17 protein-coding genes and 1 pseudogene are annotated in these 23,874 nt (G+C 69.7%); 4 read left to right on the forward strand and 14 right to left on the reverse strand.

Annotated features, from left to right (window positions below; all coding sequences use genetic code 11):
- Positions 1 to 294: 294 nt before the first annotated feature.
- The 8 genes from ACWD4G_RS09025 to ACWD4G_RS09060 form a co-directional block, all read right to left on the reverse strand.
- Entirely contained in the window at positions 295 to 1,551 is a 1,257-nt protein-coding gene (locus ACWD4G_RS09025; protein ID WP_451291723.1) for a cytochrome P450, read from the reverse strand.
- 13 nt (positions 1,552 to 1,564) lie between these two features.
- Positions 1,565 to 1,798 (reverse strand): ferredoxin, encoded by a 234-nt coding sequence (locus ACWD4G_RS09030; RefSeq protein WP_451291725.1) that lies wholly within the window; start codon positions 1,796 to 1,798, stop codon positions 1,565 to 1,567.
- Positions 1,799 to 1,880: 82 nt separating this feature from the next.
- Positions 1,881 to 3,188, reverse strand: coding sequence for a cation:proton antiporter (locus ACWD4G_RS09035; RefSeq protein ID WP_451291727.1), 1,308 nt, complete (start codon positions 3,186 to 3,188; stop codon positions 1,881 to 1,883).
- Positions 3,189 to 3,411: 223 nt separating this feature from the next.
- Positions 3,412 to 5,151, reverse strand: coding sequence for an NAD(P)/FAD-dependent oxidoreductase (locus tag ACWD4G_RS09040; protein ID WP_451291729.1), 1,740 nt, complete (start codon positions 5,149 to 5,151; stop codon positions 3,412 to 3,414).
- A gap of 650 nt (positions 5,152 to 5,801) precedes the next feature.
- Entirely contained in the window at positions 5,802 to 6,596 is a 795-nt protein-coding gene (locus tag ACWD4G_RS09045) for a DUF2182 domain-containing protein (protein ID WP_451291731.1), read from the reverse strand.
- Complete coding sequence (locus tag ACWD4G_RS09050) at positions 6,596 to 7,990, reverse strand: tyrosinase family protein (RefSeq protein WP_451291733.1); 1,395 nt, start codon at positions 7,988 to 7,990, stop codon at positions 6,596 to 6,598. Before ACWD4G_RS09050 ends, ACWD4G_RS09045 begins: the two co-directional genes overlap by 1 nt.
- A gap of 66 nt (positions 7,991 to 8,056) precedes the next feature.
- Entirely contained in the window at positions 8,057 to 8,866 is an 810-nt protein-coding gene (locus ACWD4G_RS09055; RefSeq protein WP_451291735.1) for a hypothetical protein, read from the reverse strand.
- A 131-nt stretch (positions 8,867 to 8,997) separates the two neighbouring features.
- Positions 8,998 to 12,030, reverse strand: coding sequence for a BTAD domain-containing putative transcriptional regulator (locus tag ACWD4G_RS09060; protein ID WP_451291737.1), 3,033 nt, complete (start codon positions 12,028 to 12,030; stop codon positions 8,998 to 9,000).
- Between the two features lie 160 nt (positions 12,031 to 12,190).
- Here ACWD4G_RS09060 and ACWD4G_RS09065 point away from each other — a divergent pair, with 160 nt between their 5' ends.
- Entirely contained in the window at positions 12,191 to 13,360 is a 1,170-nt protein-coding gene (locus tag ACWD4G_RS09065) for a serine hydrolase domain-containing protein (protein WP_451291739.1), read from the forward strand.
- Here ACWD4G_RS09065 and ACWD4G_RS09070 read toward each other — a convergent pair.
- Positions 13,357 to 14,079, reverse strand: coding sequence for an NAD(P)-dependent oxidoreductase (locus ACWD4G_RS09070; protein ID WP_451291741.1), 723 nt, complete (start codon positions 14,077 to 14,079; stop codon positions 13,357 to 13,359). The two genes, ACWD4G_RS09065 and ACWD4G_RS09070, sit on opposite strands and share 4 nt — an antisense overlap.
- Before the next feature lie 116 nt (positions 14,080 to 14,195).
- Here ACWD4G_RS09070 and ACWD4G_RS09075 point away from each other — a divergent pair, with 116 nt between their 5' ends.
- On the forward strand, positions 14,196 to 14,906 hold the full coding sequence (locus tag ACWD4G_RS09075) for a TetR/AcrR family transcriptional regulator (protein WP_451291743.1): 711 nt from the start codon (positions 14,196 to 14,198) through the stop codon (positions 14,904 to 14,906).
- Positions 14,907 to 14,941: 35 nt separating this feature from the next.
- Here ACWD4G_RS09075 and ACWD4G_RS09080 read toward each other — a convergent pair whose 3' ends face one another.
- The 4 genes from ACWD4G_RS09080 to ACWD4G_RS09095 all read right to left on the reverse strand — a co-directional run bounded on the left by ACWD4G_RS09080 (position 14,942) and on the right by ACWD4G_RS09095 (position 19,891).
- Positions 14,942 to 16,339, reverse strand: coding sequence for an L-serine ammonia-lyase (locus ACWD4G_RS09080; RefSeq protein WP_451291745.1), 1,398 nt, complete (start codon positions 16,337 to 16,339; stop codon positions 14,942 to 14,944).
- A gap of 74 nt (positions 16,340 to 16,413) precedes the next feature.
- On the reverse strand, positions 16,414 to 17,688 hold the full coding sequence (gene glyA / locus ACWD4G_RS09085; RefSeq protein ID WP_451291746.1) for a serine hydroxymethyltransferase: 1,275 nt from the start codon (positions 17,686 to 17,688) through the stop codon (positions 16,414 to 16,416).
- Positions 17,689 to 17,743: 55 nt separating this feature from the next.
- On the reverse strand, positions 17,744 to 18,655 hold the full coding sequence (locus tag ACWD4G_RS09090; protein ID WP_451291748.1) for an FAD-dependent oxidoreductase: 912 nt from the start codon (positions 18,653 to 18,655) through the stop codon (positions 17,744 to 17,746).
- Positions 18,656 to 18,757: 102 nt separating this feature from the next.
- Positions 18,758 to 19,891, reverse strand: coding sequence for an aromatic ring-hydroxylating oxygenase subunit alpha (locus tag ACWD4G_RS09095; protein WP_451291750.1), 1,134 nt, complete (start codon positions 19,889 to 19,891; stop codon positions 18,758 to 18,760).
- A gap of 315 nt (positions 19,892 to 20,206) precedes the next feature.
- Here ACWD4G_RS09095 and ACWD4G_RS09100 point away from each other — a divergent pair, with 315 nt between their 5' ends.
- The gene (locus ACWD4G_RS09100; protein ID WP_451291752.1) at positions 20,207 to 21,004 is read left to right on the forward strand and encodes an IclR family transcriptional regulator; all 798 of its coding nucleotides are present in this window, start codon (positions 20,207 to 20,209) and stop codon (positions 21,002 to 21,004) included.
- A 135-nt stretch (positions 21,005 to 21,139) separates the two neighbouring features.
- On the opposite strand, the pseudogene ACWD4G_RS09105 reads toward ACWD4G_RS09100, so the two are convergent.
- Positions 21,140 to 22,911 (reverse strand): annotated as a pseudogene (locus tag ACWD4G_RS09105) (BCCT family transporter).
- A gap of 371 nt (positions 22,912 to 23,282) precedes the next feature.
- Here ACWD4G_RS09105 and ACWD4G_RS09110 point away from each other — a divergent pair.
- Positions 23,283 to 23,846 carry a snapalysin family zinc-dependent metalloprotease gene (locus ACWD4G_RS09110; RefSeq protein ID WP_451291754.1) on the forward strand — a complete coding sequence of 188 codons (564 nt, stop codon included), beginning with the start codon at positions 23,283 to 23,285 and terminating at the stop codon, positions 23,844 to 23,846.
- The last annotated feature ends 28 nt before the right edge of the window (positions 23,847 to 23,874 follow it).

Consider the following 23,874-nt stretch of genomic DNA (forward strand, 5'->3'; position numbering starts at 1 on the left):
GGGGCCCCCGCCCCCCGGGCCGCGCCCCCCCCCGCCCCCCCCCCCGGCTCCATGCCGGCGGGGGCGCGCCCAGGATGCGCCAGGCTCCGTGTCCGCGGGTGCGCGCCTGTGCGCGCGGCTCTGTTTCCGCAGGTGCGCCGCGCTGGATGCGCCGGGGACGCACGCACGGACGCGCACCAGGGACGCGGATACGCGTCTCGGGTGCGCGTCGGAGACGGGGACACTCGTCTGGGGCGCATGGCAGAGGCGGGCACGGACGCGGGTCGCGGGTGCGTGTCACGAGCAGCCTCGATGTCAGGTCGTCCTCGGCAGGGCCGGGGCATCGAAGACCATCTCCAGTTTCGTGAAGCGACGCATCACCGCCCCTGCCTGGAGTTCGGCCTTGAAGCCGGGCCTGACCCGGAGGTTGGGCAGCCGCTCGTACAGCTTCGCGGCGGCGACCCGCAGTTCGAGCCGAGCGAGGTTCATGCCGGGGCAGAAATGGATTCCCCCGCCGAACGGCAGATCCGACGGCACGTTCGGCCCTTCACGGTCGACGATGAACTCGTCCGGCCGGTCGTAGACCAGCGGGTCATGGGTGCCGGCGCTGATCAGAGGGAAGACCTTCTCACCCGGCTCGATATCGAGTTCCCCGAGTCTGGTCGGCTTGACACAGGTGCGCCACAGACCGGAGACGGGCGGCTCGAATCGCAGGGACTCCGCTGCCAGGGAGTCCGACAGCCCCTTGATGTCGGACAGGAACCGGGCCTTCTGCTCGGGGTAACGGTCCAGCAGGTAGGCCATGTTGCCGATCGCCGCGATCGTCGTACCGATCCCGGCCGAGTTCAGCAGCTGGATGCATGCCGCGATCTCGTCACCCTCGAAGTAGTCGTCGTCCACCCGGGCGAAAACCAGCTGGGTGATCAGGTCGTCGCTGCCCGGTCCGGCCGCCCGCTTGGTTCGGACCATCTCGATGAGGTAGTCCAGCCACTTGGTGACCTCGGTGTTGTACCCGGGTTCCAGATCGCCGGAGATGGTGGCCGTGAACAGCTCTTCCATCTTCATCGCCGAACGCGCGTACTCGTCGCGTTCCTCATCCGGTATGCCCAACAGCTCGCAGAGGTGACCCGAGGCCATCGGAGCCGCGAAGTCGCTGTACATCTCGAAGGACCCCTGCTCGGCGAACCTGTCGATGATGTCGTCCGCAAGGCGCTCGGTGAACGGGCGCATCTTTTTGACGCCGGACGCCGACATCGCCTTGACCAGCAGTTTCCGCTGGCGGGTGTGGCGCGGCGGGTCGGACCAGCCGAGCACCTGCTGCTCGGGCGGCAGCGGCTCCTCCAACGGCCAGATGTTGCCGTACGCGTTGGAGAACGACTGGTGTCCGGTGAACACCTCCCTGACGCCCTCGTGGGTGGTGACCTGTACCGCGTTCAGTTCGGCGTTGCGGGCGACGGGGCAGCGGGCCCGGTCGTGTGCGAACTCCTCCCAGGGTTCGGCGGCTTTGGCCGTGTACGGCCGGTACAGCGGCTGGACGTCCTCGACCGGCGCGTCCGTGGGCCGACTGGTCATGTCCCTGTTCCTCTCAGTCGTCTTCGTTCGGTGTGAAGGTGATCGCGTACCAGGGGCAGGCGGCCTCGGCCTGACGCAGCCGGTCGTGGTCCGCGGCGGACAGGTCCAGGTCGTCGGCGGGCCACGCCTGCCGGTCCTGGAGCCGGAAGGCTTCGGGTGCGATCTCCTGGCAGTAGCCGGAGCCACTGCACAGGTCGTGGTCGACCGAGAGCCGGGAGCCTCGTTGCCCGCGTTCGGTCGCGCTCATGCGTCGGCCCCGGGCAGGGCGGGCGGGGAAGTGAACTCCATCTCGGTGAACTCCTTCTCGGTGAACTCCTTCTCCAGGTGGTTCAGACGCCTTTCTTCGTGCTCTTCCTGGGAACCGGCAGGGGCCTGAGTTCCTCGTGGAACCCGAGGCGTTGCAGCAGCGGTCCCGTCATGAACGTGGTGACCAGCGCCATGACGACCATGGCGGTGAACAGTCGGCTGTCCAGCACCCCGAGCGTCAACCCCACGTTCAGGATGACCAGTTCGGTGAGCCCTCGGGCGTTGAGCAGCACGCCGAGCACCATCGACTCGCCCCCCGAGGCGCCGGTGAGGCGTGCGGAACCGGCGGCTCCGACGAACTTCCCCACGCACGCCACCACGACGACGGAGACGGTCATGATCACACCGTGCCCGCCGAGCCCGCCGAGGTCGACCGACAGCCCGGTCACGGTGAAGAAGACCGGCAGGAGGAAGAGGCTGGTCTGCTCGATGCGCTCGGCGACCTGGGGGGCCTGCGCCTCGATGTGGCCGCGGGGCACGGCGGCACCGAAGGCGAAGGCACCGAAGACCGCGTGCAGTCCGATCTCGTTGGTGGCCCAGGAGGACACCAGCAGTCCGGTGACGAGGACGGTGTGGATGAGGGCGCTGCCGGCCGCCCACGGCCGCTCCGGAGCCAACAGCCAACGCAGCCCCGGGCGCACGACGTACAGCAGGACGACGAGGAACAGACCTGACTCCAGCACCATCCGGGCCAGCGGCCACAGTCCACTCGCGGTGGCGATGACCACGATCACGGCCAGCACGCACCAGGCGAGGAAGTCCTGGATGGCGGCGCATGCGAGTGCCATGGCGCCGATGCGGCTGCGTTGCATGCCGCCTTCGGTGATGATCCGGGCCAGCACCGGGAACGCGGTGATCGACATCGCCGCCCCGAGGAAGAGCGCCGGGGCGAGCACACCATCGGTGGTGAGCTGCGACTTGTCGTACCAGGGGAACAGCAGAACGGCGAGCCCGGCCCCCAGTGCGAACGGCAGCGCCACGGAGCTGAGCGAGACCAGGGTGACCCGGCGGCCGGTCCCCCGGAGACGGGCGAAGTCCAGTTCGTAGCCGATGCCGAACATGAACAGGACCAGTCCGAGTTGCGAGAGCGCCTGAAGAATCGGCCGTGTGTCCGCCGGGAACAGCGCTTCGACGGGGTCTCCCGGCAAGAGGCCCAGCAGGCTCGGCCCGAGGGCGAGACCGGCGACGATCTCCCCCATCACCGTGGGCTGCCGAATGCGCTTGGCCAGCCGGGCGAAGAGGAATGCCACGGCGAGGATCACGGCGAGTCCCGCGAGCATGTCCCCGGTCGAGGCATCACCGGAGCCGGCGGCGATCAAAGAGTGGTCCAAGGTGATCAGTTCTCCCCATGCAGAAGGGGCGTCGGCGGTCGCGTCAGGCCCAGCGGATGCCGTCGGCGACGTCGAGGAGGCGCGAGCGCCCGGCCGCACCGTGACGTCCCTCGCGGAGACGGTCCGAGACGATCCGGGTGGCCGGCCCCGCGGGGGTCGCGCGCTTCTCCTCCGCGGTCGGCCCGGCCGGGTGCGGCTGCGGCCGGGCTCTGCGTGGAAGTTCTCAGCCGGCCGTCTGCTGGACCAGTTCAGGACGCTTCTTGCAGGTGATCCAGAGATCGATGACCGGGTTGTCCGGGGAGTCCTCGTGGTAGACGTCGACCAGCCTCATCAGCGCGGCGTCGCTCTCCCACAGCTTCACCTGCTGCTGCATGGCCTCGTTCTCCGGCTGGGCCTTGCACTCCTCGATGACCGTGGCGGCCAGTTGGCCCGTCAACTGCTCCATGTAGCGCACATTGCCGGCGAACCGGGTCTCCAGTTCCTCGTCCGACAGGCTCTCGCACATGCCGATGTGCAGTTTCCGCATGAAGTTGAGGTCGTAGTAGCGGACGAACGCGTCCGTCTCGCTCGACTGGTCGACGCCGTGCCAGTCCCGGAGGAAGTCCTGCGCCAGCTTGGTGGTCTCGTGGAAGCGGGCCAGGTCGGCCGCCAGCCGCGGGAATTCGGCCAGGCGGCGGAACACGTCGTGGAAGTACAGCCAGCCGGGGCCGGCCCAGTAGCGGGTCGTGTCCCAGATGATCTTCGTCATCATGACCCTGGTATTGCCCATCAGCGGGTACTGCTTCTCGAAGATGTTCAGCCAGTCCTTGAACACGGTGAGAAGCGTCCGGTTGTGGTTCGCGGCCCGTTCCTCGACATCCTCCCCGTCCAGGAAACGGGTGACGACATCGGTGATCAGGCCATTGCTGATGGCGATCATGTCCAGGCCCGGTGAGTACAACGGGTCGAGGAAGACCCCAGCCTCACCGGTCATGGCCCACCGGCCGCCGCCGGACATGACCTGCTCACAGCCGTAGGAGTAGTTCTTCATCACCCGGAAGTCCTGGAGCTTGTCGCGATGCTCCTCGACCACGCGGGCGCATTCCGGCTCGTTCTCGCGCAGCCAGTCCATGGCCTTTTCGAAACGGTTGAGGGTGTTGAACGGGTGCATGTCCGCATCGGTGACGATGCCGATGCTGATCGCGTCCGAGGCCAGCCGGATCAGCCAGACCCAGTAGCCGGGCCCCATCAGGTGGTTGGTGGACAACTCACGGTCGCTGTACGGGACGTCTTTCTCGATCCGGCCGTGCCAGGCGGGGCTGTCCGACCACTTGTCGATGTCGATGGGGTGCCCGATCCGGAACCAGGCCGCGTTGGCGCGATGTCCCACCGTCCTGGCCAGCCCGAGCTGACGCTTGATCACCCCCGACCGGCCCGTGGCGTCCGCCACCCAGCGGGCCTCGACCTGACGTTCGACACCGTCGTCACCGACCAGGCTCAGCCGATGGTGGTCCTGGTCCGGCCGAAGCTCCAGCTTCTCCGTCTTCCAGCCGGAAAGAAACGTTACGCCGAGCGCCTGCACCGCCTCCCCCAGCGCGTTCTCCAGCCGTCCCCGGTCGATCTGGTAGCTGATGACCTTGTGGGGCGGGAAGGCGGAGTGCCCGATCTCCGGCCGATTCGCGATGTCTTCGTTGGTGTCGTCGCTGAAGAACATGCGGATGCCGAATTTCTTGAGCTGGTGGTGCTCCATGTGATCCTCGAACCCCAGCACGTTGCGCAGGTAGCGTCCGCCGATCTCGACCGTCGATTCGCCCACCTTGTGCGCCGCCTCGGGCACGGGATGCTTCTCCCGCTCGACCACCAGGATGCTGGTGTCCGGGCGGGCCTGCTTCAGCTGAAGCGCCAGCGTCAGGCCGGCCTTGCCGCCGCCCATGATCACCACGTCGTACACATCAGACTGCTGTTCGGCGTTTATCATGCTCATGTCTAATGCTCCTTCGGTTCCTGCTGCCCGAGGGGGCCCAGCTGGTGTCGATCGGGTTGGATGCGTCGTCCTTCCGGACACCGGAAAGCCATGACCAGGTCGGCCGGCAGCGGATCGCCCCGCCACCGCTCGCGCCGATCGCGGACGGCTTCCTCGGTGTCCCTGCCGCTCAGTCGCTCGACGGCAGATCGATGGGGAAGTCGAACAGGGATAGGGGTCGGCGAAGACGTCGGGCCGTGGGGGGAGCCATCACTGACCGGCTGCCCTTCTCGTCCGGCACCCGAAGGGAGCCGAACAGCTCATACCGCATCAGATCTCCTACCGTCCCTGGACGGAGAACTTGCTACCGGGCCGCACCAGGAGATGGCCTGGAACACATACGCGTCACCCCGTCGTGCCGCAGAACGGCACGACGAATGACGGCGCGGAGGCGGCCAGGGCCACTCTTGAGCTGAGAGTCCCGGAGAAGTCCCGGAGAGGCCCCCGGAGTTGACGCAAGGAGAGATCTGACTGTCCGCCACATCCCGTACCAGGCACCTCCGGTGGCCGGGCGACGCCACCGGAAGACGGCACCGATGGCCCAGGCCGTGCTGCTGGTGCTTCCCCACCCCGGCACCCGGTCCCAGCTCACCGCTCGCCGCGCTCACCGGTCAGGCGGCGGCCCCGGTCGCGAGGGTGACGCCTGTCGCCGTCGCGGCGAGGAGAGCGGCGGTCAGGTGCGTCATATGCCGTGGCCGTCGGGCCAGTCGCTCCACCGTGACGATCCCCGTCAGGGCCGCCATCCACAGGAGCGACCCTCCGGGCGCCACGGCCATGACGAGCATCAGGGCCCAGCAGGAACGAAGACAGGCGGTGCCGTGGCGCAGTCCGAAGCGGACCGTCGCCGCCGTCGCGCGCCGACCGGTCAGGGGCAGGGGCCATGACCGGTGGCAGTCGCCGAGCGCGCGCCGCTTGTGTCCGGTCAGCTGCCACGCCGCGCCGAGCGTCAGCGCGGCGACGAGTACGGTGTGGCCGGGCAGCGGCGCCCACAGCGGTGCCAGCGCCCGGACCAGCAGGCCGTAGGCGATCCACACGGCCAGATAGGCGGCGGTGAACGTCGCCATCGCGTGCCGCCGCCGTCGGCGCAGACTATTCACACCCACGTGTTCGATCGCCGGCAGCGCCGCCGGGAGCATCATCGCGACGCTCATCAGCGTCCACATCGCCAACTCCGGGGAGGCCGGCACCGGGGAGGCGAGGTGGGCCGTGGTATGGGAGGCGGCATGGGCGTGGGAGTCGTCGTGCGGCCCGCCGACCGCGGTCAGTGCGATCAGGACGCCCCAGGCGGCGACGGCCATCAGGGCGAAGCCCAGGGAAACACGCGTCCGCAGCGGCCGCCTCCAAAACGCCCGCACCCCGGCCAACGGCCACCGGGGCCATGCCCGTACGACGCTCTGTGGTGCCATCAGGTGTAGCTGAGGCTGACACGTCCGACACGGACCGGCGGATCTTCGACCTCCGGATCGACCATGCCCAGGGGAAGGAACGACACCCGCAGCTCACGCTCGTCCCAGTCGCCCTCCGCCTCCAGTGCCCGCACCAGTGGGGTGATCTCGACGGTCACGCGCAGACCGTGCGGATGCTCGTCGCCGCGTGGATCGCGCGCCCGCTCGATGCCGAAGAACGGCAGGTTGCCGACGCGTCGGCTCTCGGCCACCTCCTCGGAGGCGTCTTCGGGAAGGTTGACGTAGATGCCGTAGACGGTCTCGGGGCTCGTCTCGCCCTCGATGTCCTCCACGTTGAGGTAGACGCGCCGTTCGGGCTCGGGGCCGACGGTGCCGAGGCCTCGGCCGAGTGACCGGACCGTCGCGTCGTCGAGGTGCACGGCGACGCTCTCGGCCCGGCCGACGAGCCGCACGGGCCGCTCCGAGGCACCGGCCATGTCCGCTCGCTCGAAGCCGTTCGCGTCGCTCATCCGCACCTCGGCCAGGGGAGGCCGCGGGGGCTCTGCGGCGGAGGGGACGGCGGCCGGTACGTGGGTCTCGTAGGTGTAGCCGAGTTGACCGACGATGTCGTCGATGTCGGCCCCCTTCAGGCTGACCTGTGTGCCGTCGGCGTCGAAGAAGGAGAAGGACTGCGTGGTCCATCCGGGGTCGGTCGGGTTCTTGCGCCCGGGCTGCTTCGACCATTCGAACCAGAGGCGGTCGATGTTGGCGTGGTGCAGCCAGAAAATGGGGTCCTGTGCGGCGGTGCGGGGGTTGTTCATCAAGCCGCCGACGTAGTTGTGCACCGCGTTGTGCGGGGTGATCTCGACGACTCCGGCACTGCTCCAGAATCCGCCGGCCGCTGTGATTCCCCCGCCGAATTCGGCGGCGCCGATGAACTGGGGGCGAGCCAACGCCTGGGTGGGGGAAGCGATTTGGAAGGGCATGGGATTTCCCTGTTTCATTCCGTGGGCCCGTGGGGAGAACAGGGAATTGGCGCCGCCCCGGGAATCACGGAAGGGGTGCGGAAGTTGCGCTTGTTCTCCTCCGGCGCCGTAGTCCCAGTACGGCAGTGCCCAGTCGTCCGGGCCGCCCAGCTCCACCACAGTCGCCCGGACGACGCGCTCGAAGTAGTAGAGGTACATGCGATGCCAGGCCAGGAAGTACCAGGAGCCGTGCTGACAGCCGTTCCACAGGGGCTTCGGCGGCACCTTGGCGGTGCCGTGCACGGCCGCCTGATAGGACCAACTCGTGGGGTCGCCCGGCTCCCGGCCTTTCATCTCGCTGACGGCCGCGGCATAGAACCGCAGCGTCTCGTCGTCCTCCGGAAGCGTCCAGGAATTGCGGCGCACATACACCGCTCGGTCCGGGCTCATCGAATCGATCCATCCTTCGTCACACGCCGTCGTGATCCCCCTCTCACGCGACGGTACCGGCCCTTTTCAGTGAGCCTCCGTATGAACACGTGGAGGAATACGCATCAGATGAAGATCTTCGCCCCAGGCGTCCAGTGTGGGCCCGTGGCCTGCTTGTCGGGCCACGGTTTCGACGCGAGTGAAAAGGCGCCGTTGGAAAGCCGTGTCGCCCGTCCCCACGATCTGTCCGATCGTTTCCAGGAGTTGCTCCGTCTCCCATCCGGGCAGGGGAACGCGCGTCAGCTCCCACTCCAGGTACTTGTTGTAGGGACGCGGACGACCGTCCAGCGCGAACAACAGTTCCAGGAGGAATCCCACGCTGTCGGCCGCGTCGAGGTGAGCGGCGAGCGGGTGGCCGTCCCGGGCGTTCTTGACGGACCGGTACAGGGAGTTGGCGTAGGCGTCCAGCCAACCGGCCGCGGCGCGAAACGCCTCCTCGTCGTCGAGTCGCCCCTTGGCCGCGACGATCTCGGCGATCCCGCCGTCCAGACGGTCGATCACGATCCGGGCACGGGCGAGGGCGTACCGTTCGTAGCCGCCGAGCCGGCGGAAGGCGTCGAGGGTGATGACGACGACGTCCAGGTCGGCCGAGCGATGACCGTCGAGTTCCCGGAGACCGGGGTTGCGGGGGCCGGGCTTCGGGGCGCCGGGATTCCGGGAGCCGGGTTTGCCTGGGCCGGTCTCCGTCTCGTCCGCGAGGACGATGTACACGTCGCGGTCGGAATGCTCGGTGGCCATGCCGTCGTGGGCGTGGGAGCCCTTGAGCAGGAGTCCGACGACCGTCGGGTCGTCCGCGACGCGGGCGAGCAGTGACGCATAGGTGAGTTCGGGAGCCATTGGCGTTGTCTCCGAGGGTTCGGACGGATCGCGCATGTCGATGAGCCCTCGCCGTCGGGATGACGGGAGAGCGGTCGTTCCGTCTGCGACGGCCGTACCGTCGCCCTGAAGATCAGCGCACGACCGGCACGCTACCGGGACCCGCCCGCCGCCCGCAGCCCCTTTTCCGCCGTCCCCGTCCCCGCCACCGTCCCCGTCACTGTCTCCATCCTTGTGACCTTGCCCGTCCCCGTCGCCGTCAGGGTGCGCAGGTCGGCGAGTACGGACGCGTCCGTGGTCTCCAGGGCGGTCAGCGCGTTGCGCCAGTGGGTGTGGGCCGTGTGTTCGTCGCCGAGTGCCCTCATGACATGGCCGAACTCGTACTCCGCGAGGCCCCGGCCGTAGGAGTCGCCGCGTGTGGTGGTCTCCTCGATCAGCGCCCGGCAGGTCGCCCCGGCCAGACCGAGGCGGCCCAACGCCCGCAGCGCCTGGGCGCGGCCGAGGCGGGTCTCCCGTTCCGCGTTCCAGTGGGCCGCGCCGGCCGCCATGACGCGCAGCGCCTCGTCGAAGCTCCGCAGGGCCTGGGCGGGCTCGCCGAGCGCCAGATGCGTACGGCCGGCGTTGCACAGGGCGACCTGCTCGGTCACCGCGCTGCCCGCCTGCCGCGCGAGTCCCCTGCTGCGGGTGTGGAACGAGAGCGCCAAGCGTGGGTCGGTGAGTTCGGCGACGTACCCCTGGTGTCCCGTGAGGGTCGCCTCCTCACCGGGGCTGAGGGTGTCGGGGCGCAGGGCGAGACAGCGGGCCAGTGTCGCCCGTGCGTCCGCGTCCCGGCCCAACTCCCGCAGCAGCGCGGCCCGGTTGCCCAGGTGACGCATCCGGGTCGTGTCGTCGGACAGGTGTTCGCTGAGCCGCACGGCTTCGTCCAGGAGGCGCAGCGCCCGTCGTACGCGTCCGACCGAGTAGTGGGCGGCGGCGAGCTGGCCCAGGGCCCGCTCTTCGGCCGCTGTGTCGCCGCCCGTCCTGGCGAGGGTGACGGCGTGCCGCGTCAGACGTTCGAGGTCGGGTACCCGGCCTCGGTCGTGCAGATAGGGGAAGAGGCCGGTGATCAGGTCCAGGGTGCGGGTCGGTGTCAGATGCCCGTGGGCGCCGGAGCCGATCAGGGCGAGCAGGTTGGCCGCTTCGGTGTCGCCCCAGGCGAGTGCCGCCGCCGGGGTGGCGAAGGGCGTGCCGTCGCCGGGGTGTTCGGGTGCTCGCGCCGGGCCCGGTCGTAGGGTCGCGGCGCACAGGGCGAGGTGCCGCTGGTACCAGCGCAGGGCGCGTTCGACGCCGGCGGCGTTCGCGGACCGGGCGTCCGGCCGGTCGGCGAGTTCCCGGGCGTAGTCGCGGACCAGGTCGTGCGGGACGTAGCGGCCGAAGCCCTTCTCCTCCAGCAGGGCGACGTCCGCCAGGCGGTCCAGGGCCTGTTCGGCGCCCCGCTCGGTGGTGTCCATGGCGGCGGCCATCAGCGGTGCCGTGTACTCGGGCAGGTCCAGTGTGCCGATGAGGACGAGGGCCGTGGCGGCGGCGCCGTCGGGCCGGTCGCCGGAGCCGAGGAGGGCCTCGTGGGCGGCCGTCAGGGAGCGGCGGACGCTGAGGTCCTCCAGTTCGAGGTGGTCGAGGCGGTCCTCGTGACGGGCGAGGCGTTCCACCAGCTGCTCCAGAGGGAGGGCTCTGCGGCTCCTCAGACGGGCGGCGCAGACCCGTAGCGCCAGGGGCAGATGGCCGCACAGGGCCGCCAGCCGGGCGACCGGTTCGGTGTCGGCCGTGTCCCAGGTGCGGCCCGAGGCCCGCTCCAGCAGCAGGGCACTGTCCTGGAGTGGGAGGGGGTCGAGCCGGACGTGGGTGGAGGCGTCCAGGGTGGCCAGCGGCTTTCTGCTGGTCAGCAGTACGGCGCAGCCGGCGCCGGCCGGCAGCAGGGGGCGTATCTGGGTCGCCGAGGCCGCGTCGTCGAGGACGAGCAGCGTACGGGTGGGGGCGAGCGCGGAGCGCAGGAGGGCCGAGGCGGCGGCCGTGTCGCCGGGTATCCGGCGGGCGTCCACGCCCAGGCCGTGGAGGAGGGCGGCCAGGGCGTCGGCGGGTGCGAGGGGGGCGATACCGGGTGTGGCCCCGTGGAGATTGAGGTGGAGGCGGCCGTCCGGGAACTCGTCCTTCAGCCGCTCGGCGATGTGCAGGGCGAGGGCCGTCTTGCCCACGCCCGGCATTCCGCTGATCACGACGAGCGCGGTACGGTCCCGCTCGGCCTCCAGGGCGGCACGGATCTCGGCGCTGTATTCGGCGCGGCCGACGAAGCCGTCGGGGGGTGCGGGAAGCTGCTGCGGCTGTGGGAGTCCTGCCCCCGAGCGAGCCCGGGGGTCGGCCTCCGGAACGGCGAACCGCGTCCCGGGAACGGGCTGTTGGCGATGGTGTACGGCCGTGCTGTGGAGCACTTCGCGGTGGGCTTCCTGGAGGGCGGGGCCGGGCTCGACGCCGAGTTCGTCGGCCAGGGTCCGGCTGAGGGTGCGGAAGAGGGTCAGCGCTTCGGCCTGGCGGCCGGTGCGGCCGAGGACGAGCATCAGTTGGCGGTGCAGGGTCTCCCGGAAGGGGTGTTCCTCGACCAGGAGGCCCAGTTCGGCGGCGAGCCCGTCGAGGCGGTCGAGATGGAGGAGGGCGTCGAAGCGGCATTCGAGCGCCTGCAGCCGCCGTTCCTGGAGATACACCACGACGGGGTGACCGGCGAGAGAGGGCACATCGGCGAAGGGCACACCGCGCCACAGCGTCAGCGCGGCCCCGGCGTCGCGCTCGGCCGTCTCCCACTCCTGCAGGTCGCGGGCCTCCTGCGCCCGACGCACCAGCTCCTCGAACACCTCTCGGTCCAACTCGCCGTCGGCGACCCTGAGTTCGAGCCCGTACGTCGTGGTGCGCAGCCGGGTGCCGTCGGTGTCGCCGAGGTCGCGCCGCAGTCGGGCGACATGGTTGTGGAGCGAGGCGGTGGCGGTCGGCGGTGGCCGCTCGCCCCACAGCGCCGCCGTCACCGAGTCCAGCGGCACGGTGCGGTTGGGCTCCAGCAGCAGCGTGGCGAGCAGGGCGCGCGGCTTGGCTCCTCGGACGAGGACGGTCACACCGTCGTCGTCGGCCGCTGTCAGCGCTCCCAGCACTGCGAACTCCATCGGCACCCCCCGTGCGATCGAAGGGCACCATCCTCGGTCACCACGGCGCGGTGATCAACGTGTTGGTGGCGCGTTGGAGGGCTGTTAAGGGGCGTCGGCACGATGCGGGCACCACAAAAGCCGAGCTTCGGGCCCATGAGGCCGAGAGAGGTTGGTGCACATGTCGACACGTCTGATCCGGACGGCGCTGGTGGGTGTGACGGCGATCGCGGCGGCGGGTACGGCCCTGCTGGCCACGCCCGCCGTCGCGGCCGGAGCCGCGGTGAACGCCGCCGGGACACGGACATCCGAGCACACCGCCACGCAGGGCGCCATGGACGCGGCCGTCGCCGCGGGCGTACCGGGAGTGGTGGCGGAGGTCCGCGACGGCCAGGGGGTGTGGAAGGGGACCTCGGGTGTCGCGAACCTCACCACCGGGCAGCCGCGCGGCGCCGACGACCGGTTCCGCACCGGAAGTGTCACCAAGACGCTGGTGGCGACCGTGATGCTCCAACTCCAGGCGGAGGGAAGGGTCGACCTCGACGCGACGGTCGACCACTATCTGCCCGGGCTGGTCCGGGGCAACGGCCACGACGGCGGGAAGATCACGGTGCGTCAGCTGATGAACCACACCAGCGGCATCTTCAACTTCACCGAGGACGCCACCTTCGTGAGGAAGGTGATGGGCATCGAGTTCCTTCAGACCCGCTACGACGACTGGACCCCTCAGCAGGTCATCGCCCTGGCCCTGGAGAACCCGCCCCAGTTCGAGCCCGGCACCTCCTGGCGGTACTCCAACACCAACTACCTCGTCCTCGGGCTGATCCTGGAGAAGCTGACCGGCAGACCGTACGCCGAGGAGATCGAGCGGCGGATCACGGGCCCGCTCGGGATGCGCGCCACCTACTTCCCCGGCCGCGACCCGCGTGTCCCCGCGCCCACCCGGCACTACTCGACGTTCACCGAGGACCCCGGCCGGACGTACGACGTCACCGAACTCAACCCGTCCTGGGCCTGGGCGGCGGGCGAGATGATCACCAACTCCTCCGATCTCAACCGCTTCTTCAGTGCCCTCTTCGGTGGCCGGCTGCTGCCTCCCGCCCAGCTGAGGCAGATGACGACCACGGTCTCGACGGAGGGCAATCTGCCGAGCCAGCGCCACGGCCTCGGCCTCATCGAGTACGAGACCACCTGCGGGGTCAAGGTCTGGGGCCACTCCGGTGGTATCCACGGTTCCTCGACCCAGTCCTTCGGCACCCGGGACGGCCGCCACATGATCACCCTCAACTTCAACGGCGACTGGGTCGGCGGCGGCAAGAACGTGGTCTCGGCCGAGTTCTGCACGTCCTAGGCGGAGCCCCCGGTGTGGGCGAGGGCGCTGGGGGTGCGGCGGCCGACGATCGCCGGGGCCTCCTGGACGAGGGTGTCGTCGGTGAGCGCTTCGACCATGAACAGGGCGAAGTCCACCCGGCGCGTCAGATTGCTCGCCAGGACCGGGTCGCCCACATGCCGGCTCCACACGGGCAGGCCCTGGCTCTCCCCCTCCTCCAGGCTGCTGCCGCGCACCACCGTCCACCGGGTGTCGCTGGCGAACACCCGTCGGCACGCCTCCACCTGGTCGTCGATCTCGACGGCGCGCACGAGCTTGCCCAGCACGGCGGCGGTGCGGACGCCGAGGGTGAACATCCGCGAGTACGTGTCCTTGCCGTCGCGGGTGATGTGCCAGCCGCAGGAGAAGACCAGGCGGGCGCCCGGCCGGGCATGGTCGAGCACCGCCTGAGCCGTCCCCGACGAGTACTGCCGCACCCCCCAGGGCACCAGCACCGTCAGGACCCCGTCGCATCCGTCGACGGCCCGCCGGATCACCTCGGGGTCGTCGGTGGGTCCGGGCACGACGGTCATCCGGCCCTCGAACGCGGCGAGTTTCGGCACGCTGCGCTCGCGGCAGACCCCGACCACCTCGTAGCCGCGCTCCAGCGCGTGCCCGACCATGTACTGCCCGAGCTTCCCCGAGGCCCCGACGACGCAGATCTTCTTCCTCCTCGTCGAGTTCATGTCTGTCGGGTTCATGCCTGTCGAGCGATCCGTGTTCATGGCGCGGCCCCCTCGCCGATCTCTCGCCCTTACATTGTAAGGAAACGGTAGCCTTATACCGTAAGGCAGTCAACGGCGTAGAGGAGCGATGGATGAGCGAGGCCGGCCATCACCAGCGGCGAGGGACCTCGGGGCGCACCCCGCTGAGCCGTGAGCGGGTGATCCGTACGGCGGTGGCGGTGGCGGACGAGAAGGGGTCGGCCGCGCTCACCATGCGGGCCATCGCCGAACCGCTGGGCGTCGAGGCGATGTCGCTGTACCACCATGTGGCGGGCAAGGAGGACATCCTCGACGGCATGGTGGACGCCGTCTTCGGCGAGATCGAACTGCCGGCGCGCGGCACCGACCGGAAGGCCGGCCGGAAGGCCGACTGGAAGGACGCCATGCGTCGGCGCGCGGTCTCCGCCCGAGCCGCCCTCCGGCGCCATCCGTGGGCCATCGGCCTGATGGACTCCCGCTCCCGGCCCGGCCCGGCGACACTGCGTCACCACGACGCCGTCCTCGGGGCGTTGCGTTCCGGGGGCTTCTCCGTGCCGATGGCCGCGCACGCCGTCTCCCTGATCGACAGCTATCTGTACGGCTTCGTGCTCCAGGAACTGAGCCTGCCGTTCAAGGAAACGACCGAACTGGAGGAGGTCACGGGCGCCATCCTGCGCGAGATGCCCGCCGACGCCCATCCCCATCTCACCGAGCTGGCCACCGAACACGTCCTCAAGCCCGGCTACGACTACGCCGACGAGTTCACCTTCGGCCTCACCCTCATCCTCGACGCCCTCCACCCGGACGAGACCCCGAGTACCTAGGGCCTGTCGTGGGGATCACGCCCGGCCCTGCCACCTCAGCATTCGATGACGTTCACGGCGAGGCCGCCGCGCGCGGTCTCCTTGTACTTGATCTTCATATCGGCGCCGGTCTCCTTCATGGTCTTGATGACCTTGTCGAGGGAGACATGGTGACGGCCGTCGCCGCGCAGGGCCATGCGGGCGGCGGTGACGGCCTTGACGGCGGCCATGCCGTTGCGTTCGATGCAGGGGATCTGGACGAGGCCGCCGACGGGGTCGCAGGTCAGGCCCAGATTGTGTTCCATGCCGATCTCGGCGGCGTTCTCGACCTGTTCGGGGCTGCCGCCGAGTACCTCGGCGAGACCTCCGGCGGCCATGGAGCAGGCCGAGCCGACCTCGCCCTGGCAGCCGACCTCGGCGCCGGAGATGGACGCGTTCTCCTTGAAGAGCAGCCCGATCGCCCCGGCGGCCAGCAGAAAGCGGACCACCCCGTCCTCCTTCTCCGCCTCGGTGGCCGCGCCCGCCGCGAAGTCGAGGAAGTAGCGCAGTACGGCGGGGATGATGCCCGCCGCGCCATTGGTCGGGGCGGTCACCACGCGCCCGCCGGCCGCGTTCTCCTCGTTCACGGCCATCGCGTAGAGCGTCACCCACTCCATCGCGCGCAGCCCCGGGTCCCCTTCACCACGCAGGGCACGTGCCGCCGCGGCGGCCCGGCGACGGACCTTCAGACCGCCGGGGAGGATGCCCTCACGGCCCAGCCCCCGTGCGACACAGGCCTCCATGACCCGCCAGATGTCCAGCAGGCCCGCGCGGATCTCCTCCTCCGTGCGCCAGGCCTTCTCGTTCTCCAGCATCAGCGAGGAGATCGACAGCCCGGTCTCCTTCGTCAGCCGCAGCAACTCGTCGCCCGTGCTGAACGGGTGGGGCAGCACGGTGTCGTCGAGTTTGATGCGGTCCGCGCCGATCGCGTCCTCGTCGACGACGAAGCCACCGCCCACCGAGTAGTACGTCCGCTCCGACAGCGGTACGCCGTCCGCGTCGTGGGCGAAGAGGGTCATTCCGTTGGCGTGGTACGGCAGTGAGCGCCGGCGGTGCAGCACCAGGTGGGTGGAGGCGTCGAAGTCGATCTCGTGGGCCGGGCCGATCTCGGCGCCGAGGAGGCGGAGGCGGCCGGTGGCGTGAACGCGTTCGACATCCAGATCGGCCTGGTTGACGTCGACCGTGTGCGGCTCGTTGCCCTCCAGGCCGAGCAGTACGGCCTTGGGGGTGCCGTGGCCGTGGCCGGTGGCGCCGAGGGAGCCGAACAACTCCGCCCGTACCGCGCTGGTCTGGGCGAGCAGGCCCTCCTGCTTCAGCCGGGTCACGAACATCACGGCGGCCCGCATCGGGCCGACGGTGTGTGAGCTGGAAGGGCCGATGCCTATGGAGAACAGGTCGAAGACGCTGATTGCCACGCCACGCTCCGTGGAGTCAAAGGGGCGTGCCGAACGTCGGTCGTCGGCGCGCCCCTGCGGGAGTTGTCCGTCGGTTACAGGCCGGGGTAGAGCGGGTGCTTGTCGGCGAGCGCCTTGACTCGGGCCTTCAGCGCCTCGGCGTCGGCCGCACCGAAGGGAGAGGGCGCCTTGAGCGTCTCGGCGATGACGTCCGCGACCTCCGCGAAGTCCTCGGCGGTGAAGCCCCGGGTGGCGAGGGCGGGGGTGCCGATGCGCAGGCCCGAGGTGACCATCGGCGGCCGGGGGTCGTTGGGCACGGCGTTGCGGTTGACGGTGATGCCGACCTCGTGGAGGCGGTCCTCGGCCTGCTGTCCGTCCAGCTCCGAGTCCCGGAGGTCGACGAGGATGAGGTGGACGTCGGTGCCGCCGGACAGGACGTTCACCCCGGCCTCGCGGGCGTCCGGGGAGGTCAGCCGGGCGGCGAGGATGGCCGCGCCCTCGACCGTACGCCGCTGCCGCTCCTTGAACTCCTCGCTCGCGGCGACCTTGAACGACACCGCCTTGGCCGCGATGACATGCTCCAGCGGACCGCCCTGGAAGCCGGGGAACACCGAGGAGTTGAGCCTCTTCGCGAAGTCCTTGTTGCGGGCCAGGATGATGCCGCCGCGCGGGCCGCCGAGGGTCTTGTGCGTGGTGGAGGTGACCACGTCCGCGTACGGCACGGGGTTCGGGTGGAGCCCGGCCGCGACCAGGCCCGCGAAGTGCGCCATGTCGACCCACAGATGGGCGCCGGCCTCGTCCGCGATCCGCCGGAACCCGGCGAAGTCCAGCTGCCGCGGATACGCCGACCAGCCCGCGATGATCACCTTCGGCCGGTGCTCCTTGGCCAGCCGCTCGACCTCGTCCATGTCGACGAGACCGAAGTCGTCCACGTGGTACGGGACCACGTTGAACTGCTTGCCCGAGAAGTTGATCCTCATCCCGTGGGTGAGATGGCCGCCGTGCGCGAGGTCCAGCCCCAGGACGGTGTCGCCGGGCTGGGCCAGCGCGAACAGCGCGGCCTGGTTCGCCGAAGCTCCCGAGTGCGGCTGGACGTTGGCGTACTCGGCGCCGAACAGCTCCTTGAGGCGGTCGATGGCGATCTGCTCGGTGACGTCGACGTGCTCGCAGCCACCGTAGTAACGACGGCCCGGATAGCCCTCGGCGTACTTGTTGGTCAGCACCGAACCCTGCGCCTCCAGCACCGCGACGGGCGCGAAGTTCTCCGAGGCGATCATCTCCAGGGTCGACTGCTGGCGGTTCAGCTCCGCGTCGACGGCGGCGGCCACCTCGGGGTCGAGTTCATGCAGGGACTGGTGGAACAGGGTCATCGACGGTCTCCTTGGGAGGGGGCGGCGTGGACGACGCCGGGTGCGTACGGGCAGCTCATACGACGGTGGCCGCGGTGGCGGGGACAAGGGTGCGGCGGAGTCGGTTGAAGAACTTGGGCTGGTTGAGGGAGAGCACGGCGACGGGGGCGCCCTCGCTGCGGTAGACGGCCGTGAACGTACGGCTGTCGACGTCCCCCTCGACGATCTCGGGCTCGGCGCCGGGGACGACCTGTCCGGCGAGCTGGACGCGCACCTGGTACTGGTCGGACCAGAAGTACGGCGCGGTGAGCGGAGCCGGGGCCGGCACACCGGTCAGCAGGTGCGGGCGGCCGTACGCGCCTGCTCGGTGGCGTTGCTCCAGTGCTCGATGCGGGCGTGCCGTCCGGTGAACGGGTGGGGGCAGCGGGCGACATCGCCGACGGCGACGACCCCGGGGACGCCGGTCGCGCAGCCGGCGTCGCAGACCACCCCGTCGTCCACCCGGACACCGGAACCGGCCAGCCAGTCGGTGGGCGGGCCGGACGCCCACGCCGACCACGACGATGCCGGCGGGCAGCACCCGCCCGTCCGCCAGTCGTGCGCCCGTGACCCGGCCCTCGCCGATGAGTCCCGCCACGCCGGTTCCGCACAGCAGACGGACACCGTGGTCGTGATGGAGCGAGGCACACACCAGGCCCATCTCGCGGCCCGGTTGGCGTTCCAGCGGAACCTCCAGCGCCTCGACGACGGTCACATGGAGCCCGAGGCGATGGGCGGTGGAGGCCACTTCGGCACCGATGAACCCGGCCCCGATGACGACGACCCGGGGCAGCCCGTCCAGCAGTTCGGCGCGCAGGGCGAGGGCGTCGTCCAGGGTGCGCAGGGTGCGGACGCCGAGCAGCCGCTGCGCAGCGTACCCCTCCGCACGCAGCGCGCGGACCGTGCTCAGACCGGCCAGCGACGCTCCGACGACGGTGATGCTCCTCATACGGACTCCAGAGAGAGGGATGTCTCACATCGCACAACGACAACCGCCATACGCAACATGCTTTCGGCGGAACAGAGGGGTGTCAAGAGGGCGGGAGAGCGGTCAGCCCGTGGGGCGTACGTCGAGCTTGTTCTGCAGCCAGGTGTGGAACTCGCCGATGTGGTGCTCGCTAGGCACCAGGACGCCGCCCTTGGAGTAGGCCCGTGAACTCATGCCGGGCTGTGTGCGCTCGCAGGCGTCGAAGTCCTGCTGGTTGACCCGGTGGAAGAGTTCGACGGAGCGGCTGACGTCCTTGCCGGTCTCCACGACGTGCGGCAGATACAGCCAGTCGCACTCGACGACCGTGCGGTCGTGGGCCATCGGGTACATGCGGTGGAAGATGACGTGGTCGGGCACGAGGTTGATGAACACCTGCGGCTTGACGGTGATCGCATAGTAGCGGCGGTCCTGGTCGTCGGCGACTCCCGGTATCCGGTCCAGGCCCTCGGAGCCGTCGACGGTGAAGCCCTGGACGTCCTCGCCGAACTCCGCGCCATGGCCCACGTAGTACTGGGCGGCATAGCCGTCCGCGAACTCCGGCAGCACCTCCGTCAGTTCGGGGTGGATCGTGGCGCAGTGGTAGCACTCCATGAAGTTCTCGATGATGAGCTTCCAGTTGGCCTTCACGTCATAGGTGATCCGGCGGCCCAGCTGGAGGTTGTCGATGCCGTAGCGCTCGATGGACTCCAGGTCACCGAGGCGCTCGACGACCGCGCCCTGCGCATCCGCCTCGAAGGAGGGCGGCTCGTCGGCGAGGCAGACCCACACATAGCCGAGCCACTCACGGACATGGACGTTGATCAGGCCGTACTCGGTCCGGTCGATGTCCGGCATCGAGGTCAGGTTGGGGGCGGCGACCAGTTTGCCGTCGAGGCCGTAGGTCCAGGCGTGGTACGGGCACTGGAAGGCGCGCTTGACCTCGCCGGACTCCTCCGTGCACAGCTTGGCGCCACGGTGCCGGCAGACATTGAGGAAGGCCTTGATCGAGTTGTCCCGCGCGCGGGAGACGAGCACGCTCTCGCGTCCGACCTGGTACGTGCGGAAGGCGCCGGGCTTGTCCAGTTCGGCGGCACGGGCCACACAGAACCACATGGCCTCGAAGACCCGCTCCTGCTCCTGCGCGAAGACCTCCGGGTCGGTGTAGTACTCGCCGGTCAGGGTGGGGATCAGGCTGGGCGGCAGATTCGTGATGGTCATCGAGTCACCTTCGGAAGATGTTGTATGCGTTGCGAATAACGCAACCTCGTTCGCCATAGGCAACGACCGTCCAAACTGTCTCCCCGAGGACACGCACTGTCAAGAGGTCGGTCGAGCGAAGTCGGCGCTTCCTTGCCGCTGGGGCGCGGAACGCCCTCGGCCGGAAGCGCGAAGTCACTGTCGGGCAGCACCCGCCGCCACGGCCTTCCGTCCGTGAGAGAGGTCGTGCGACCATGCGGGAGGCCGAATCCGGCCATGCCGACCGCCTTCCGCCACCCCACGGAATTCAGGGACCCGGCTGCGTATAGTTGCGCCATGAGCAACTACACGGCAGAAGACGCAACAGCGACTCCCGCTGTGAACGGGGTGCAGTCCGTCGACCGCGCCGTCAGCGTCCTGGAGATCCTCGCCCGGCGCGGCGAGGCCGGCGTCAGCGAGGTCGCCGCCGAGATCGACGTGCACAAGTCCACCGCGTTCCGGCTGCTCGGGGCGCTGGAGGCACGGGGGCTGGTCGAGCAGACGGCCGAGCGCGGCAAGTACCGGCTCGGCTTCGGGCTCGTACGGCTGGCCGGAGCGGTCACGGGACGCCTCGACATCACCCAGCAGGGCCGACAGGTCTGCGAGCGGCTCAGCGAGAAGATCGGCGAGACCGTCAACATCGCCGTCCTCCAGGAGCACTACGCGGTCAACCTCCACCAGGTACGCGGCCCCGGCGCGGTCGGTACGCACAACTGGGTCGGCCAGCTCACCCCGCTCCACGCCACATCGAGCGGCAAGATCCTGCTGGCCCACCTCCCGGAGCGGGAGCGCGCCGATGTGCTCGCCGCGTCCGGGCTGGAGCGGTGGACGCCGCACACCCTGACGGCCGGGACGGAACTGGACGACGCCCTTGCCGAGGTACGGGAGCGCGGCTACGCGGTGACGTTGGAGGAGCTGGAGCTCGGGCTGCACGCCGTGGCGGCCCCGATCCGCTCGCGGGAGGGCGAGGTCATCGCCGCGCTCAGCGCCTCGGGGCCGGCGTACCGCTTCACCGAGGAGCGCATCCACGCGCTCGCCCCCGCGTTGATCGAGGGCGCGGAGGAGATCAGCCGCCGGATGGGCCATCTGGGCTGAGCCCCGATCCCGGCCCCGGCCCCGGCCCCGAAGGAAACGCCACGGGCGCCCGGCGGGATCGTGACCGCACTGGACGGTTTCACGACGCCGCCGGGCGCTTGCCCATCCGCTGCCGGGTGGCCCCTTGGACAGGCCTCAGACGGCGGACGTGGGAGCCGACTCGGTGGAAGTCGGCACCTCCCCGTTCGTGGCCGGATCGATCCGCAGCTCGAAGTCGCCGTCGTACTTCTCGTGGCCGGCGATGACGGCCTTCTCTATGGCCTCCTTGCCCTTGCTTCTGCGGATGATGAGCGGGTCGTGGCGCAGATCGCGGGTGAGCGCGACACAGAGTCCGACCATCACCAGGGTGAAGGGGGCTGCCGCGAGGATGGTGAGGTTCTGCAGGCCGGTGAGCGCGTCGCCCTTGCCGCCGCCGATGAGCAGCATGATCGCGGCGACGGCCCCGGTCAGCACGCCCCAGAACACCACGACGCCCTTGGACGGTTCCAGGGAGCCGCGCTGCGAGAGCGTCCCCATCACGATGGAGGCGGCGTCGGCGCCGGAGACGAAGAAGATCCCGACGAGGATCATCACGACGACGCTCGTCACCGTGGCGATCGGGTACTGCTGGAGCACATCGAAGAGCTGGCCCTGTGCCGTCGCGGCGTCGTTGAGGCGGCCCTCGTCCTGCAGGTGCATCGCCGAGCCGCCGAAGACCGCGAACCAGAGCAGGCTGACCGTGCTGGGGACGAGGATGACGCCGCCCACGAACTGCCGGATGGTGCGACCGCGGCTGATGCGGGCGATGAACATCCCGACGAAGGGCGTCCAGGAGATCCACCAGGCCCAGTAGAAGACCGTCCAGCCGGCCAGCCAGTCGGCGACTCCCTCACCGCTCGACGCCTCGGTACGCCCCGCCATCTGGGCCAGATCGCCGAGGAAGGCGCCGATGGAGGTGGGCAGCAGATCGAGGATGAAGATGGTCGGGCCGACGAGGAAGACGAAGACCGCGAGGGTCACCGCCAGCACCATGTTGGTGTTGGACAGCCACTGGATGCCCTTCTCGATCCCGGACACCGCCGAGGCGACGAACGCCACGGTCAGCACCGCGATCACGACGACCAGCAGTCCGGTGCCGACCGAGCCCAGCCAGCCCAGCCCGGTGAAACCGCTGCCGATCTGCAGGGCGCCGAGGCCCAGGGAGGCCGCCGAGCCGAAGAGGGTGGCGAAGATGGCGAGGATGTCGATGGCCCGGCCGGCCCAGCCGTTCACCCGCTTCTCACCGAGCAGCGGGGTGAACACGGCGCTGATCAGCTGGCGGCGTCCGCGTCGGAAGGTGCTGTAGGCGATGGCCAGGCCCACGACCGCGTACATCGCCCAGGGGTGCAGCGTCCAGTGGAAGAGGGTGGTGGCCATGGCGGTCTCCATGGCCTCGTTGGCGTCCGCCGGGTCGGTGCCGGGCGGTGGCGTGATGAAGTGCGACAGCGGTTCGCTGACGCCGTAGAACATCAGGCCGATGCCCATGCCGGCGCTGAACATCATGGCGATCCAGGAGATCGTCCGGAACTCGGGCTGCTCGCCCTCCTTGCCCAGGGTGATGCGGCCGATGGGGGTCCCCCCGGCTCGAACGCAGTTGAGAGCTGGGGGAGGCTCATCGCCAGCCAGAGGGCGAAGACGACGAAGCCGGAGGCGGCCAGGACGAAGGCCCAGCCTCCGTTGCGGATCGTCCCGTCCAGCAGCTTCCCCGATACGCTTTCCAGCGTGTCCGTCGCCGTGGCACCCCACACGACGAAGGCGAGGGTGAGGACCGCGGCGACACCGAAGACGACGAGGTCGGTTCTCGGACCTGCGGATGCCGCCGAACCACCCGGCAGATCCACCCCGGCGGGATGGCTGCGGCTGCCGTCCCTCTCACGGGTTTTGTTCATCAACTCGTCCTTTCCACAGACGGCGGTGGACTCTCTGTCGCTGACGACGACCTCACCGCCACGGCGATCGGTGACGGTCTCGCCGATCGCCTCACCCGGCCCGGCGGCAGCGCGCCCTGGCAGGAAGGGGAAGGGGAGGCAGAGCGGCAATCACCGCTCCAGCGTTGCGAATAACGCATCGTCACTCGCTATGAGCAACAACAATCTGACCCCTCAGGGGGGCTGTCAAGAGTTCGGTCGCGCATTTACCCGACCGAGACGCGGGGCCGATTGGCGGATTGAGGTCGTCCGGCAGGGGCAGGGTGAGTGGCAGGGTGTGACATGAACATGCACACCTCACTCTCACCTTCACCCCCCACAGGAGGTCGACCATGTACGCGCGTACGTTGGTCCACGGTTTCACCGTCGCCCTCACGGCGGCGCTCACCCTGGGCGGCCAGGTCTACGCGGCCGCACCGGACTCCGGCGGTCAGTCGCTCGCGGCGGCCCGTGTCCTCACCTACGACGCGAGTTCATCGGCGGAGTTCAAGGCCGCCGTCGACCGTGGCGCGGAGATCTGGAACGAGAGCGTGGACTCGGTCGAGCTGCGCCCCGTCGCGGCCGGGCAGCGCGCCAACATCCGGATCGTCGCCGACAACGGCTGGCCCCGGGCACAGACGGCATCGCTCGGCAACGGCACGGTCTGGATGGGACGACAGGCCGTCGACCAGGGCTACAACACCGTCCGGATCTCGGCGCACGAACTCGGGCACATCCTCGGCCTGCCCGACCGCAAGCCCGGCCCGTGCACCAGTCTGATGTCGGGCTCCAGCGCCGGTGTCGCCTGCGTGAACCCGTACCCGGACGCCGCCGAGAAGGCCGAGGTCGAGGGCAACTTCACCGCGCTCGACCTGCGGGCCCCGGCCACGGTCGGCAGCGGGACGATCGTGGACTGATCCGCCGACCGATCCATCGGCCGCTGCC

It is taken from the genome of Streptomyces sp. NPDC002643, from assembly GCF_053592555.1.